At 75.3% G+C, this 13925-nt stretch carries 13 protein-coding genes; 9 read left to right on the forward strand and 4 right to left on the reverse strand.

Annotation, left to right across the window (positions count from 1 at the left end):
• Positions 1–27 precede the first annotated feature (27 nt).
• From bla to ACGF0D_RS24460, 4 genes are all read left to right on the forward strand, one after another.
• Complete coding sequence (gene bla / locus ACGF0D_RS24445; RefSeq protein ID WP_392919550.1) at positions 28–987, forward strand: class A beta-lactamase; 960 nt, start codon at positions 28–30, stop codon at positions 985–987.
• A gap of 190 nt (positions 988–1177) precedes the next feature.
• Positions 1178–2059, forward strand: coding sequence for a hypothetical protein (locus tag ACGF0D_RS24450; protein WP_392919552.1), 882 nt, complete (start codon positions 1178–1180; stop codon positions 2057–2059).
• A gap of 78 nt (positions 2060–2137) precedes the next feature.
• Positions 2138–2953: an SDR family NAD(P)-dependent oxidoreductase gene (locus ACGF0D_RS24455; RefSeq protein ID WP_392919555.1), complete on the forward strand. Its 816-nt coding sequence runs from the start codon at positions 2138–2140 to the stop codon at positions 2951–2953.
• Positions 2950–3720 carry a polysaccharide deacetylase family protein gene (locus ACGF0D_RS24460; RefSeq protein WP_392919558.1) on the forward strand — a complete coding sequence of 257 codons (771 nt, stop codon included), beginning with the start codon at positions 2950–2952 and terminating at the stop codon, positions 3718–3720. The genes ACGF0D_RS24455 and ACGF0D_RS24460 overlap by 4 nt, the downstream gene beginning before the upstream one ends.
• A 48-nt stretch (positions 3721–3768) precedes the next feature.
• Here ACGF0D_RS24460 and ACGF0D_RS24465 read toward each other — a convergent pair whose 3' ends face one another.
• Genes ACGF0D_RS24465 through ACGF0D_RS24475 form a run of 3 tightly spaced genes read right to left on the reverse strand, consistent with a single transcriptional unit; the run spans position 3769 to position 6964 of the window.
• Positions 3769–4860: a hypothetical protein gene (locus tag ACGF0D_RS24465; protein ID WP_392919561.1), complete on the reverse strand. Its 1092-nt coding sequence runs from the start codon at positions 4858–4860 to the stop codon at positions 3769–3771.
• A gap of 12 nt (positions 4861–4872) precedes the next feature.
• Positions 4873–5817: an NAD-dependent epimerase/dehydratase family protein gene (locus ACGF0D_RS24470; protein ID WP_392919563.1), complete on the reverse strand. Its 945-nt coding sequence runs from the start codon at positions 5815–5817 to the stop codon at positions 4873–4875.
• Positions 5818–5839: 22 nt separating this feature from the next.
• Complete coding sequence (locus ACGF0D_RS24475; RefSeq protein WP_392919565.1) at positions 5840–6964, reverse strand: DegT/DnrJ/EryC1/StrS family aminotransferase; 1125 nt, start codon at positions 6962–6964, stop codon at positions 5840–5842.
• Between the two features lie 381 nt (positions 6965–7345).
• Here ACGF0D_RS24475 and ACGF0D_RS24480 point away from each other — a divergent pair, with 381 nt between their 5' ends.
• The 3 genes from ACGF0D_RS24480 (at position 7346) to ACGF0D_RS24490 (ending at position 11884) form a co-directional block, all read left to right on the forward strand.
• Positions 7346–9553, forward strand: coding sequence for an MMPL family transporter (locus ACGF0D_RS24480; RefSeq protein ID WP_392919568.1), 2208 nt, complete (start codon positions 7346–7348; stop codon positions 9551–9553).
• A 265-nt stretch (positions 9554–9818) separates the two neighbouring features.
• Positions 9819–11210 carry a sensor histidine kinase gene (locus ACGF0D_RS24485; protein WP_392919570.1) on the forward strand — a complete coding sequence of 464 codons (1392 nt, stop codon included), beginning with the start codon at positions 9819–9821 and terminating at the stop codon, positions 11208–11210.
• Positions 11207–11884, forward strand: coding sequence for a response regulator (locus ACGF0D_RS24490; RefSeq protein WP_392877769.1), 678 nt, complete (start codon positions 11207–11209; stop codon positions 11882–11884). The genes ACGF0D_RS24485 and ACGF0D_RS24490 overlap by 4 nt, the downstream gene beginning before the upstream one ends.
• Positions 11885–11932: 48 nt before the next feature.
• On the opposite strand, the gene ACGF0D_RS24495 is transcribed toward ACGF0D_RS24490, so the two are convergent.
• On the reverse strand, positions 11933–12415 hold the full coding sequence (locus ACGF0D_RS24495; RefSeq protein ID WP_392877767.1) for a GNAT family N-acetyltransferase: 483 nt from the start codon (positions 12413–12415) through the stop codon (positions 11933–11935).
• Between the two features lie 254 nt (positions 12416–12669).
• Here ACGF0D_RS24495 and ACGF0D_RS24500 point away from each other — a divergent pair, with 254 nt between their 5' ends.
• A complete protein-coding gene (locus ACGF0D_RS24500; protein ID WP_392877765.1) occupies positions 12670–13029 on the forward strand; it encodes a PRC-barrel domain-containing protein in 360 nt (119 codons plus the stop codon).
• A gap of 119 nt (positions 13030–13148) precedes the next feature.
• Positions 13149–13415, forward strand: a complete 267-nt coding sequence (locus ACGF0D_RS24505) for a metal-sensitive transcriptional regulator (protein ID WP_392877763.1) — start codon at positions 13149–13151, stop codon at positions 13413–13415.
• Positions 13416–13925 lie beyond the last annotated feature (510 nt).

Genomic DNA, 13925 nt, shown 5'->3' on the forward strand with positions numbered 1-13925 from the left:
GCCGCGCCAGTCGATCGGAGGAGGAGCATGCACCCGCAGCCTTCGCAGACCCGTCACGGCCGCCGCGCCGTTCTCGGCCTCGGCCTGGGTCTTGGCCTGGGAGCGGCCGTCGCCGTCGCCGCGACCGGCGGACCGGCCCTCGCGGCCACGGCGACCGGCCCGGCCGTCGACCGCGCCGCCGATCCGGGACTCCACCAGGCCCTCGCCGCCCTCGAACGGGAGCACTCCGGCCGCCTCGGCGTCTACGGCCGCAACCTGGCCACCGGTCGCACCGTCCGCTACCGCGCCGACGAGCTGTTCCCGATCTGCTCGGTCTTCAAGACCGTCGCCGTCGCCGCCGTGCTGCGGGACCTCGACCGCGACGGCGAGTTCCTCGCCAAGCGGATCCGGTACACCGCCGCCGACCTCGTGCGGTCCGGCGGCGGGCTCATCACGGGCAAGGACGAGAACCTGGCGAACGGCATGACCGTCGCCGAGCTGTGCGCCGCCACCATCGAGTACAGCGACAACACCGCGGCCAACCTGCTGCTGCGCGAACTCGGCGGACCGACCGCCGTCACCGACTTCGCCCGCTCGATCGGCGACCGGGTCACCCGCCTGGACCGCTGGGAGCCGGAGCTCAACAGCGCCGAGCCCGACCGCCGCACCGACATCACCACCCCGCGGGCCATCGCCGCCACCTACGGCCGGCTCGCGCTCGGCGACGCCCTGCCGCCGGCCAAGCGGGAGCGGATCACCGCCTGGCTGCTGGGCAACACCACCAGCGTCCGCCGCTTCCGCGCGGGCCTCCCGGCGGACTGGGCCCTCGGCGACAAGACCGGCACCGGCGAGTACGGCACCACCAACGACGTCGGCATCGCCTGGACCCCGGCGGGCGCCCCCGTCCTGCTCGCCGTGCTCACCACCAAGCCCGCGGACCAGGCGGCACCGATGGACGAGCCGCTGGTCGCCCGGACGGCCACGCTGCTCGCGGGCGCGCTCGGCTGACCGAGCGCTCCTGCCACGGCCCGCCCCGGCGGCCGGAACAGTCGTCCCGTCACGCCTCCCACCCGGTTCACGCACCGCACGGTGCTCATGCCACTGATGCCCGTCACCCCGTTCGTCCCACCCGTGCGACCCCGTCCCGCCGGGCCCAGACTGGTGAGGGACGATGCTGCCCCGCCAGGCAGGGAGAGGCATGCTGCTAGGGCTCACCACCGCGCTGGTCGCGACCGTCTGCTTCGGCTTCGGGGCGGTCTTCCAGGCGCGCGGGGCGCGGTCCGCCCCGCGCGCCGACCGGGTGCGGGCGGGCCTGCTGGCCGCGCTGGCGCGGTCCTGGCAGTTCGTCCTCGGCACACTGCTGGACATCGTCGGCTTCGTGCTGAGCGTCGTCGCCCTGCGCACCCTGCCGCTCTTCCTCGTCCAGGCCGTCACCAACTCCGGTCTGGCCGTCACCGCCGTGGCCGCCGTCTGGCTGCTCGGCGCGCGGCTGCGCCGGAGCGACATCGCGGCCATCGTCGCCGTGGTCGTCGGCCTGACCCTGCTGGCGCTCGGCTCCGGCCGGGAGGGCCGCGACCACGCCGCGCCCGCGTTCCACTGGGCGCTGCTCGCCACCACCGCCGCCATGGTGCTCGCCACCCTGGTCCTGGTGCGCCGGCAGGGCAACGCGGCCGCGGCCGGCCTGGGGCTGCTCGCCGGGGTCGGCTTCGGGGTGACCAGCCTGGCGGTGCGGGTCCTGGACGTCTCCGGTCCGCTCGCCGTCCTCACCGACCCGGCCGCCTACGCCCTCGTCGTCGGCGGCCTCGGGGGCTACCTCGCCTACGCCCTGGCGCTGCAGCGCGGCACCGTGACGGCCGCGACCGCCGCCGGGACGGTCACCGAGACCTTCGGACCGGCACTGGTCGGGGTGACGGCGCTCGGCGACGCCGCGCGCCCCGGCTTCGAGTGGTGCGCGCTGGCGGGCTTCGCGGTGGCGGTGGGCGGCACCATCGTGCTCTCCCGCTTCGGTGAGCTGGAGGGCGAGTCCGCCGAGCTGTCCGCCCGGCACCGGGGCACCGAGCCCGCCGTCCCGCCCCGGTAGCCCGGACGGCACCGCCATGCGAAGGTGACTTGCCGGACAAAACGGACGGCGACACGGCCACAGAGCGGCAGGTGCCCGATGGCGGAGGAGCCCCACTCCCGACCCCGGCGGTCGGCCCCGAAGGGCCACACGGACCCGACGGACCCGACCGACCGCCCCGTCGCGCTGATCACCGGCGCTTCCTCCGGCATCGGCCGCGCCACCGCCACCCGCCTGGCCGACACCGGCTGGCACACCCTGCTCTCCGGCACCGACCGCCCCCGGCTCGACGAACTCGCCGAGCGCACCGGCGGCCGCGCCCTGCCCGAGGACCTGAGCAAACCGGACGGCCCGGCTCGCCTCGCCGAGGCCGCCCTGGCCGAGACCGGCCGGGTGGACGCCCTGATCGCGAGCGCCGGCCTGGGCTGGCGCGGCCCCTACGCCCGGACGCCCGCCGACACCCTGGACCGGATGATCGAGGTCAACCTCGCCTCCCCGCTGCGCCTGGTCCGCCTGCTGCTGCCCGGGATGCTGGAGCGCCGCCACGGCCGGATCGTGCTGATCGGCTCGATGGCCGGCCAGGTCGGCGTGCGCGACGAGTCGGGGTACGCCGCCACCAAGGGCGGGCTGACGATGTTCGCGGAGAGCCTCTGGTACGAGCTGCGCGGCACCGGGGTGGGGGTGCGCCTGGTCCTGCCCGGGGCGGTCGACACCCCGTTCTTCGACCGGCGCGGCACGCCCTACCAACGCGAGCGGCCCCGCCCGGTCCCGGCGGAGCGGGTCGCGGACGTCGTGGTCGCGACCATCACCACCGAGCGGGACCGGCTCTACGTCCCGCACTGGCTCGGCTTCCCGGCCCGCATCCACGGCGCGGCCCCGGGCGTGTTCCGCCGGATGGCCTCGCGCTTCGGGTGAGTGCCGCCGTCGGGCACCGCCCGGCCACCGTCGCCGCCACGGCCCTCGCCGTCGCCGCCGGGATCGAGTTCCTGCACCTCGCCCCGGCCGCCGTGCGCCTGCCCCCGCTGCGCCGCACCCTCGCCCGCCGCACCGCCGGCCACGGCACCGCGCCCGGCCACGTCGCCCTGACCTTCGACGACGGACCCGACCCGCGCAGCACCCCGTACGTCCTCGACGCGCTGGACGCACTCGGTGCCCGCGCCACCTTCTTCCTGCTCGGCGCGATGCTGGAACGGGCCCCCGCGCTCGGCCGCGAACTGGTGCTGCGCGGCCACGAGGTGGCCGTCCACGGCTGGCACCACCGGCAGCAGTGGTACCCGGCCCCCGCCCGCGACCTGCGCGAACTGCGTCGCGCCACCGAGGCCGTGACCGAACTCTGCGGTGCCCGTCCGCTCTGGTACCGCCCGCCGTACGGGGTCCTGACCGCCGGCCCGGCGCTGGCCGCCCGCCGGCTCGGCCTACGCAGCGTGCTGTGGACGGCCTGGGGCCGCGACTGGACGGCGCGGGCCACCGGCGAGTCCGTCCACGCGACCGCCCGCCCCGGCCTCACCGCCGGCGCCACCCTCCTGCTGCACGACTCCGACTGCACCTCCGCCCCCGACTCCTGGCGCGCCACCCTCGCCGCCCTCCCCCTGATCGCCGCCCACTGCCGCACCCACCACCTCACCCTCGGCCCCCTGCGCGACCACCGCGTCCCGGCGCCGGGCGGGGGCCGCCGGCCGTGACGGGCGCGCCACCCGCCCGGGCGGCGTCGGCGCGCACCGGACCAGCGGCTACCCCAGCCCGACCCGCCGCAGCGCCGCCCCGAACCCCGCCTGCCAGGCCGCCGGTGTCGCGCCGGCGGACGGCGCGGGCTCGGGGCGGCGGAGGGCGGCGAGGGCGTTGCGGACCACCTCGGCGGGGTGGGCGGTGGCGACGTCGGCGTGGCCGAGTTCCAGCTCGTGCTGGAGGTTGTCGCGCCCGTGCCCCTGCACCACGTCGAGGAGCAGCAGCCGCCGGCCCAGCGCCCTGGCCTCGCTGCAGGTGTCGCCCGAGCTGGTGACCACCAGGTCGGCGGCGGCCATCAGGGCGGGGACGCGGTCGGTGTAGCCGAAGGGGTGCAGCCGGGGCTCCCGGCGCGCGGCGGCCCGCAGCCGGCGCTCCAGCTCCGGGTTGCGCCCGGCCACCGCGAGCACGTGCGGCCCGGCGGCGGCCAGCGAGGCGGCGGTGCGGGCGAGCGGGCCGAGCCCCCAGGAGCCGGACATCAGCAGCACGCACGCGGCGCCCGCCGGCACGCCCAACTCCGTGCGCGCCGCGGCCCGTTCCGGCGGCCGGTAGAACGGCTGGCGCAGCGGCGCCGGGACGACGGCGATGTCGGCGTCCGGCCGGTACCGCCGCACCGCGCACGCGGCGACCTCCGAGGTGACCAGGAACAGGTCCGTCCCCTCCTGCACCCAGAGCCGGTGCGGCGTCACGTCGGTGCAGAACACGAAGTGCCGGAACTCCCGCTCCGGGGCCTGCCGCAGCAGCCGGTTGACGGCCGAGGTCGCGGTGGCGAACACCGAGACCACCAGCTGCGGCCGCTGCGCCGCGATCAGCTCCCGCAGCGCCGGGACCAGCCGGGTGCGGGCCGCCGCGTCGGCGAGCAGGGCGAGCCGGGCCCCGGGCCGCAGCGCCGAGAAGTGGAAGGCGTCGTACACCCCGGGCAGGTCGAGCAGCCGGCGGAACACCGCCTCCCCGGCCGCGCCCGAGCGCTGCCCGAGCAGCGCCATGGCGTCGACGGTGCGGGTGGTCCAGCCGCGTTCCCGCAGGGTGTCCGCGCAGGCCTGCGCCATCACGTCGTGGCCCTGCCCGAGCGAGCCGGAGACCAGCAGGGCGTGCGGCATCGGGCGGCCCCGTCAGGCGCCGGCGGCCGAGCCGACGGCGGCCCGGTACCAGTCCGCGTACCGCCGCACCCCGTCGGTGAAGTTGGTGTGCGGCGACCAGCCCAGCAGCCGCTTGGCCTGCGCCGAGGAGATCCGCCGCCCCGTGTAGTCGGCCTTGCGCCCGTCGATGTGCTCGATGCTGACGGGCCCCAGCAGGCCGTCCACGGTGTCGGCGATGTCCCGCACCGAGACGGCCGTCGAGCCCTCCAGTGCGAAGGTCTGGTCCTCGGCGGCGGGGGACAGGGCCCGGACGTGGGCGTCGGCGAGGTCCTCGACGTAGACGAAGTTGCGGCTCTGCCGGCCGTCCCCGGCGATGGTGATCGGCCGCCCGGCCAGCGCGGCCTGGACGAACCGGGCGACGACCAGCTCGTCCCGCATCCGGGGGCCGTACGGGATGCCGTAGCGCAGGATGGTGAAGTGCTGCCCGTAGAGCTCGCGGTAGCTGTGCACCAGCATCTCGGCGGCCAGCTTGGTGGCCACGTAGAGATGGCCGCTGTGCTCCAGCTCGATCGGCACGTGTTCGTCCAACTCCTGTTCCCCGCCGTCGAGTTGGCCGTCGGCGAGAGCGGCGCCGTAGACCCAGACGGTGCTCGCCAGCACGATCCGGCTCAGGCCGCCGCGCCGGGCGGCCTCCAGGACGGCCTCGGTGCCGTCGATGTTGGTCCGCACCGCGCGGACCGGGTCGGCGGACACCTGCTCGACGTCGGCCATGGCGGCCAGGTGGTAGACCACCTCGCTGCCGGCCAGGGCCGCGGTGAGGGCCTCGAGGTCGAGGACGTCGAGCCGCGCGTGCTCGGCGTCCGGGTTGAGGTACTTGTCGGTGGTGTCCACCGCGAGGACGTCGTGGCCGGCCGCGATCAGGTGGTCCACGACGTGTGAGCCGATGAACCCGCAGCCCCCGGTGACGGCTATCCGCACGATCTTGCTCCCTTCGCTCCGGCTATCCGGCCAGTCGCCGGTACACCGTGGAGACGGCGTCGACCACCTGCTCCGTCTCGTCCTCGGTCATGTCGGAGTGCACCGGCAGGCAGACCTGCCGGGCGCAGACGTCCTCGGCCACCGGCAGCGGCCCGCGCCGGTACGGGGCGAGCACCGGCTGGAGGTGCAGCGGCAGGTCGTAGACCTCGCCGGACAGCCGCACCCCGTGCTCCTCGGCCAGCGCCCGCTTGAACTCCGCGCGGTCCACCCCCGACGGCAGCAGCGCCACGTACTTGTAGTAGTTGCCGCGGCAGCCGGGCGGTTCGAGCACCGGGTCGAGGCCGTCCAGCCCGGCCAGCGCTGCGTCGTAGCGGCGGGCGACGGCCCGGCGGGTCTCGATGAACTCCTTCAGCCGGCGCAGGTGCACCGTACCGATCGCGGCGTGCGGCTCGCTCATCCGCCAGGAGTAGCCGAGCTCCACGTGGTGGTTGGTGGTGAAGGACCCCTTCCCCTGGTCGCGGTGGATCCGGGCCGAGTCCCGCAGCTCCGGCGACTCGGTGAGGATCATCCCGCCCTCGCCGCTGGTGGTGACCTTGGTCGGGTAGAAGGAGAAGGCCCCGGCCAGGCCGAAGGTGCCGGCGGCGCGGCCGTCGAAGCTGCTGCCGTGGGCGTGCGCGGCGTCCTCGACCAGTGGGATGCCGCGCCGGTCGCAGAGCGCGCGCACGGCGTGGACCTGCGGGCCGACCAGCCCGCCGATGTGCACCAGGACGACGGCGGCGGTGTCCGGGGTGAGCGCCGCCTCCAGGGTCTCGGGGGAGAGCGCGAGGGTGGCCGGGTCGACGTCGGCGAAGACCGGACGGCCGCCCGCGTGCACCACCGCGCCGGCGGTCGCGTAGAAGGTGACGGCGGGGACGACCACGTCGCGGCTCTGGACGTCGATGCCACGCAGGATCACCTCCAGCGCCGCCGTGCCGCTGCTCACCGCGACGGCGTGCGAGGCGCCGTGCTCGGCGGCGAAGGCCTGCTCGAAGCGCTCGGTCCACGGGCCGAGGGTGAGCGCGCCGGTGGTGAGCATCTCGGTCACCGCTTCGGCGACCGCCGCTCGGTCGCTCTCGTCGAACACGATGCGGGCGGCTGGAACGCCCATGGGGCACCTCCGGCGGCGGGCTGCGAAAGCAGCACCGATCGGGTCGGATCATCCCGAACCGCACGTCAGCGGACGGGTCAGGCACATCACGCTACTTCGCCCACCGGTCCGCGGCCCGCCGTCGCGGCCCGCACGGGTGACCGAATCTGCTTCCGCCGCAGGTCCGGGCGCTGCTTCCGGTGCGGGGCGAGCGCTCCTCCGTGCGGGGGAGGGCACTACTGCGTCCGCAGTACGCAAACGGCCTGCGCAGGGACGACGACGGAGCAGGGGTCGGCGATCAAGGATTGGTCATGCTGCGGCGGACCGCGTCCACCAGGACGTTCCGGTCGGCCGCGGCACGTTCCGTACCCGAGAACCGCATCCGAAGGAGTCCGCTCTCCCGTGGCCACGTTCCTCTACCGTCTGGGCCGATGGACCTTCGTCCGGCGCCGCCTGGTGACCTTCCTCTGGGTCGCCGTGCTGGCCGCCGTCGGGGTCCTGGCGGCCAAGGCGCCCGCCGCACCCGACGACGGCTTCTCGATGCCCGGCACGGAAGCGCAGAAGGCCTTCGACCTGATGAACGAGCGCTTCCCCGGCGGGCACGCCGACGGGGCCTCGGCGCGCCTGGTGTTCGTCGCCCCCTCCGGCCAGAAGATCACCGCCGCACCCAACCAGCAGGTGGTCGAGCGGACGGTCGACGAGGTCGCCCGCTCCGAGCAGGTCACCGGTGCGGTGAACCCGTTCAAGATGCAGGGCGCCGTTTCCGCGGACGGCACCACCGCATACGCCACGGTCAACTACTCCGCCAAGGCGGGTGAGGTGTCCAAGGGCGCCACCGACGCCCTGGAGCAGGCCGCCCAGCACGGCCGGGACGCCGGGCTCAAGGTCGAGATCGGCGGCAACGCGCTGATGGCCAAGCCCGAGGCGGGCGGCAGCAGCGAGGCGATCGGCATGGCGCTGTCCGCCGTCGTCCTGGTGATCACCTTCGGCTCGCTGGTCGCGGCCGGCCTGCCGCTGCTCACCGCCGTCGTCGGCGTCGGCCTCGGCATGGCGCTGATCGCCGCGCTCGGCAGCACGCTGGGGCTCTCCACCACCACCGGCACGCTCGCCATGATGCTCGGCCTCGCGGTCGGCATCGACTACGCGGTGTTCATCGTCTCCCGCTACCGCGCAGAGCTCTCCGAGGGCCGCACGCCCCAGGAGGCGGCGGGCCGGGCCGTCGGCACCGCCGGGTCCGCGGTGGTCTTCGCCGGCCTCACCGTGGTGATCGCGCTCGCCGGCCTCTCCGTGGTCGGCATCCCGATCCTGGCCAAGATGGGCATGGCCGCCGCCGGTACGGTCGTCATAGCCGTGCTGGTCGCCCTCACCCTGGTCCCCGCGCTGCTCGGCTTCCTCGGTCGCAAGGTGCTGCCCCGCAAGGCCCGCAAGGCCCGTACGGACCAGGGCGAGGCCTCGGGCGGGAAGGAGAACGGCGGTGCCCGCTGGGCCCGCTTCATCCTGCGCCGCCCGCTCGCGGTGCTGCTCGGCGGTGTGATCGGCCTCGGCGTGCTCGCGGCCCCCGCGCTCGACCTCAGGCTCGGCCTGCCGGGCGACGAGTCCAAGCCCACCTCCACCACCCAGCGCCGCGCCTACGACCTGCTCTCCGAGGGCTTCGGCCCCGGCTTCAACGGCCCGCTGACGGTCATGGTGGACGCCAAGGGCGTCGCCGACCCGAAGGCCGCCGCGGCCGAGGTCGCCAAGAAGGTCTCCGGTCTGCCCGGGGTCGTCGCGGTGACGCCGCCGATGTTCAACCCGGCCGGCGACACGGCCCTGCTCAACGCCGTCCCGGCGACCGGCCCGAGCGAGGCCGAGACCAAGGACATCGTGCACGCCATCCGCGGCGACGCGGCCGGCCTCAAGTCGGCCACCGGGGCGACGGTCCTGGTCAGCGGCACCACGGCGATGAACATCGACGTCTCGCAGAAGATGTCCGACGCGCTGGTGCCCTACCTCGCCGTGGTCGTCGGCCTCGCCGTCATCCTGCTGATGGTGGTCTTCCGCTCCGTCCTCGTCCCGCTGAAGGCGGCCCTGGGCTTCCTGCTCTCCGTGGTCGCCGCGCTCGGCGCCGTGGTCGCGGTCTTCCAGTGGGGCTGGCTGGCCGACCTGATCGGCGTGGAGCAGACCGGCCCGGTGATGAGCATGATGCCGATCTTCATGATCGGTGTGGTCTTCGGCCTCGCCATGGACTACGAGGTGTTCCTGGTCACCCGGATCCGCGAGGGCTTCGTCCACGGTGAGGAGCCCGGCGAGGCCATCGTCACCGGCTTCCGGCACAACGCCCGGGTGGTCACCGCCGCCGCGTTCATCATGATCGCCGTCTTCGCCGGCTTCATCGGGATGAGCGAGCCGATGATCAAGATGATGGGCCTGGGCCTCGCCGCGGCCGTCGCCTTCGACGCCTTCATCGTCCGGATGACGGTCGTCCCGGCCGTCCTCGCCCTGCTCGGCCGACGCGCCTGGTGGCTGCCGCGCTGGCTCGACCGGCTGATACCGGACGTGGACGTCGAGGGCAGCAAGCTGGAGACCGCAGCCCCCGAGCCGACCCAGGCCCGGGAGTCGGTCACCGTCTAGGCCGGTACCGTCCGGGCCTGGCCCGGCACCACCGAGGCCAGGCCCGGTCACCACCCCGGGCCTGGCCTCGGTGGTGACCGTCCGGTCCGCCGCCGATCGGCTCGGACACCGGTTCGAACTCCAACCGTTACCGTTGCTGTCGGGGGCCACCGCCCGTGCGGAGGCCCCCTGCCCGGCCCGCCGCCCCCACCGCGGCCGGCGCGGCGCGAACTGGCGTGGCCCGGCGAGGGTGCGGCCAGGGCACCCCGACCCGGAGACCACGACCATGAGTGACACCTGGCAGCGCCTGCGCCGCGACCACCCCCGGCTGCTCGACTTCGCCGGCGGCCTGGCCCTGATCGCGGTCACCGCCCTCGGCGCCACCACGGACCAGAGCGCCGGGCGGTTCGTCAAGGCCGACCCGACGACCTGCGTCCTCGCGCTCATCGCGGCCGTCGCCGTCTTCTTCCACCGCCGCCGGCCGCGCGGCGTGGTCGCCGTCACCCTGTTCTGCACCATGCTGCTCGCCTGGAGCACCCCCCGGCTCACCCCGATGCTGGCCGCCCCGCTGCTGCTCGCGCTCTACTTCCTCGCCGTCCGCAGCGACCGTGCCACCGCCTTCCGCGCCTCCATCCTCACCGCCGTCCTGCTCAGCGGGATCTCCCTGCTGCTCGGCCCCAGCGGCCCGCTCGGCGAACGGATCGGCGTCCTGGCCTGGGCCCTGCTGCCCGGCGCCCTCGGCGACTCCATCCGCAACCGCCGCGCGCACCTCGCCGCCATCGAGGAACGCGCCGAACGCGCCGAGCGGACCCGCGAGGAGGAGGCCCGGCGGCGGGTCGCCGACGAGCGCATCAGGATCGCCCGCGACCTGCACGACGTCGTCGCCCACCACATCGCCCTCGCCAACGCCCAGGCCGGCATCGCCGTCCACCTCATGGACAGCCACCCCGTCCAGGCCCGCGAGGTGCTCAGCCACATCACCGACGCCACCGGCTCGGCCCTCCACGAACTGCGCGCCACCGTCGGCCTGCTGCGCCGCGCCGAGGAGCCCGCCCCGCTCGAACCCGCCCCCGGCCTCGACCGGCTGCCCGAGCTGATCACCACCTTCGAGCGGGCCGGCCTGCCGGTGCGGCTCACCGTCGAGGGCGAGGCCCGCCCGCTGTCGCCCGGCGTCGACCTCACCGCCTTCCGGATCGTCCAGGAGTCGCTGACCAACGTGGCCAAGCACGCCCACGGCGCCGACGCCGAGATCACCCTCGCCTACAGCGGCAGCCGGGTCGCGGTCAGCGTCGCCAACGGCCGCCCGACCGTCACCGGCCGACCCCGCGCCGTGTCCCCGCCCCGGCAGGCCTCCAGCGGGAGCGGCTTCGGGCTGATCGGCATGCGCGAGCGGGCCGGCGCGGTCGGCGGCCGGCTCAGCGCCGACCGGCGGCCCGGCGGCGGCTTCCTGGTCACCGCCGAACTGCCGCTGCGCACCGGCGCCCGCGACGACGGCCCCGAGACCGCGGGCGCCTTCACCGCCGAGGACGTCGCCCGGGCGGCCCGGGCCGTCCGCACCGTCCGTGGCGATCGTCCGACGACCGACCGCCCGACGACCGACCGCCCGACACCAGCCGAAGGACAGGAGCGCGCCGCCCGAGCGGACGGCGCCGTTCGAGAGGACATGGACCACGCATGACCATCCGGGTACTGCTCGCCGACGACCAGGCCCTGCTGCGCGGCGCCTTCCGCCTGCTGATCGACGCGGAGGAGGACATGGAGGTGGTCGGCGAGGCCGCCGACGGCCGGGAGGCCGTCGCGCTCGCCCGGGCCACCAGGCCCGACCTTGTGCTGATGGACATCCGGATGCCCGGCGTCGACGGCCTCGGCGCCACCGCCGAGATCTGCGGCGACGAGGAGCTGTCCGGCACCCGGGTGCTCATCCTCACCACCTTCGAGATCGACGAGTACGTGGCCCAGGCGTTGCGCGCGGGCGCCGGCGGCTTCCTCGGCAAGGGCGCCGACCCCAAGGAGCTGCTCGCCGCGATCCGCACCGTGGCGGCGGGCGAGGCGCTGCTCTCGCCCGCCGCGACCCGGGCGGTGATCGACCAGTTCCTGGCCCAGCCCGAGCCGGCGTCCGGAACCCCGACCAGTGAGCGGCTCGCCGTCCTCACCGCCCGCGAGCGCGAGGTGATGTCGATGGCCGCCACCGGCCTCACCAACGAGGAGATCGCGGAGCGGATGTTCGTCAGCCCCTTCACCGTCCGCACCCACGTCCACCGGGCGATGAACAAGCTCGACGCTCGCGACCGCGCCCAGCTCGTCGCCATCGCCTACCAGAGCGGCCTGGTCCCGCCCGGCCGCCCGGCCTGAGTCGCCGGGGACCGGGTCAGGGCTCGATCGGCTCAGCCCGCGTTCGGCTCAGCCCGCGATCGGGCCCGGTCGCGCCTCGGCCCGCTCCGCGCCTGGGCGCGGAGCCCGGACGCGGGGGAGACCGAAGGCGGACATCTCCTTCTCCTCGTAGGAGAGGAACCCCAGCGAGCGGTAGAAGGCGTGGTTCCGCACGCCCTCCGGGGTGGACTCGTGGTCGGTCGAGAGCAGGAAGAACCGGCAGTGGGCGTAGCGGTCCATCAGGTGCTCCATCAGTGCGCGCCCCACGCCCTTCCGGTGGTGGCGCGGGTGCACCAGCACGTCCTGGACGTAGCAGACCGCCTCGTCGTCCGAGACGGTGCGGGCCAGCCCGAGCAGTTCCCCGGACTCGTCGCGCGCGGTCACGACCAGGTGGGAGTTGGCCAGGCCGCGCAGCAGCTTGTCGACGTCGCCGGTGTAGCCCTCCCACCCCACCGCGTCGTACAGCTCGAACATCTCGTCGCGGTCGAACTCCACCTCGCGGGCGATGATCACATTGCCTCCCCGATCATGCGGCTCTCCCCGGAGCCGCCGTTCCTGACGTCCTCGAACCGCCCATCCTTCATCGGACGCCCCGCTCCGCTCAAGGTGGTCTGGACCGCTCGGACCACAGCGTCTGCGGGCCACCCCGTCGTACCTGCCGACGTGGTCGGCGCCGGGGCCCGTGGGCCCGTCGTGCGCCCCCGTCGCTCCCGGCGGAGGATGGGGGGATCCGGGCCGTGGAAGAGCCGGAGGCGGGAGGCCGGGCCATGGGCATCGCAATGGCGGACATCCGGGAGTGGCGCGGCCACGCCGTGGTCGACGAGAAGAGCCGCCGCATCGGTTCGCTGGAGTCGGTCTACGTGGAGACGGCCAGCGACGAGCCGTTCTTCGCGACCGTCGCGGTCGGGTTCGCCGGCCGTCGCCGCCTGGTGTTCGTCCCGCTGGAGGGGGCGGTGGCCGGACCGGACTACCTCCGGGTGGCGTACCCGCGCAACGTCGTCAAGCAGGCTCCGGCGATCGGCACCGACGACGTGCTGCCCGCCGTGGACGAGCCCGCCGTGTTCGCGCACTACGAGCTTCCGTACGCGACCGGCGCCGGCGGGGAGCGCCGCCTGGCCCGCCGCTGACCGGTCCCCGGTTCCGCCGCTGACCTACCCCAGGCCGGGTACGACTTTCGCCACCCGGGAATGAATACCCCGCCGGGTACACTTGTCCATCGACAGTCGATATGAAAGGCGGCCCCGACATGCAGGTGGACGAGGAGGCGGTCGGCGCGGTCCTGAACCGGCTGCGCCGCGCGCAGGGCCAGTTGGCCGGAGTGATCGCGATGATCGAGGCGGGCCGGGACTGCAAGGACGTGGTCACCCAGCTCGCCGCCGTCTCGCGCGCGCTCGACCGGGCCGGGTTCAAGATCGTCGCAAGCGGCATGCGCCAGTGCATGGCCGCCGCCGACGAGGACGCCCCGCCGATGAGCGAGGCCGAGCTGGAGAAGCTCTTCCTCGCCCTGGCCTGACCGGCGGCGCACGCCCGGGGAGCACGGAACGGCGGGGGGGGGGGGGGGGGGGGGGCCCCCCCCCCCCCCCCCCCCCCCCCCCCGGGGGGGGCGGGGGGGGGGCGGGGGGGGGGGCCGCCCCCCCCCGCCCCGGGGCCCCCCCCCCCGGCGCCCCCCCCCCCGGCGCCCCCCGGCCCCCCGCGCGGGGGGGCGCCCGCGGGGGGGGGGGGGGGGGGGCGCCCCCCCCCCCCCCCCCCCCCGCCGCATGCCCGCGGAGGTGTCCGAGGAGGCGTCCGAGGAGGCGCTCGAAGACACGTCCGCGGAGGCGCCCGCAGGCGCGCCCACCGAAGTTCCCGCTCCGCCCGATACTCCGTCACGCGTCGTTCACGTGCTGGTCGCTGACCTTCGGATGAATGAGGGCGCCAGCAGTTGTACAGCCAACTGCGGCACTACCCTCTCTCAGCCTCCGTGACCAGCCCTACCCGGCCCCGGTGCACCGTCCCCCGGCGGGCCCCGGCCCCGGGCGGCGGA

It is taken from the genome of Kitasatospora sp. NPDC048298, from assembly GCF_043201465.1.
In the GTDB taxonomy this organism is placed as follows: domain Bacteria; phylum Actinomycetota; class Actinomycetes; order Streptomycetales; family Streptomycetaceae; genus Kitasatospora.

Bases quoted from the DNA above. Each gene is read 5' to 3' on its own strand.
- bla (WP_392919550.1), top strand. From the start codon at position 28: ATGCACCCGCAGCCTTCGCAGACCCGTCACGGCCGCCGCGCCGTTCTC.
- ACGF0D_RS24450 (WP_392919552.1), top strand. From the start codon at position 1,178: ATGCTGCTAGGGCTCACCACCGCGCTGGTCGCGACCGTCTGCTTCGGC.
- ACGF0D_RS24455 (WP_392919555.1), top strand. From the start codon at position 2,138: ATGGCGGAGGAGCCCCACTCCCGACCCCGGCGGTCGGCCCCGAAGGGC.
- ACGF0D_RS24465 (WP_392919561.1), bottom strand. From the start codon at position 4,860: ATGCCGCACGCCCTGCTGGTCTCCGGCTCGCTCGGGCAGGGCCACGAC.
- ACGF0D_RS24475 (WP_392919565.1), bottom strand. From the start codon at position 6,964: ATGGGCGTTCCAGCCGCCCGCATCGTGTTCGACGAGAGCGACCGAGCG.
- ACGF0D_RS24485 (WP_392919570.1), top strand. From the start codon at position 9,819: ATGAGTGACACCTGGCAGCGCCTGCGCCGCGACCACCCCCGGCTGCTC.
- ACGF0D_RS24490 (WP_392877769.1), top strand. From the start codon at position 11,207: ATGACCATCCGGGTACTGCTCGCCGACGACCAGGCCCTGCTGCGCGGC.
- ACGF0D_RS24500 (WP_392877765.1), top strand. From the start codon at position 12,670: ATGGGCATCGCAATGGCGGACATCCGGGAGTGGCGCGGCCACGCCGTG.
- ACGF0D_RS24505 (WP_392877763.1), top strand. From the start codon at position 13,149: ATGCAGGTGGACGAGGAGGCGGTCGGCGCGGTCCTGAACCGGCTGCGC.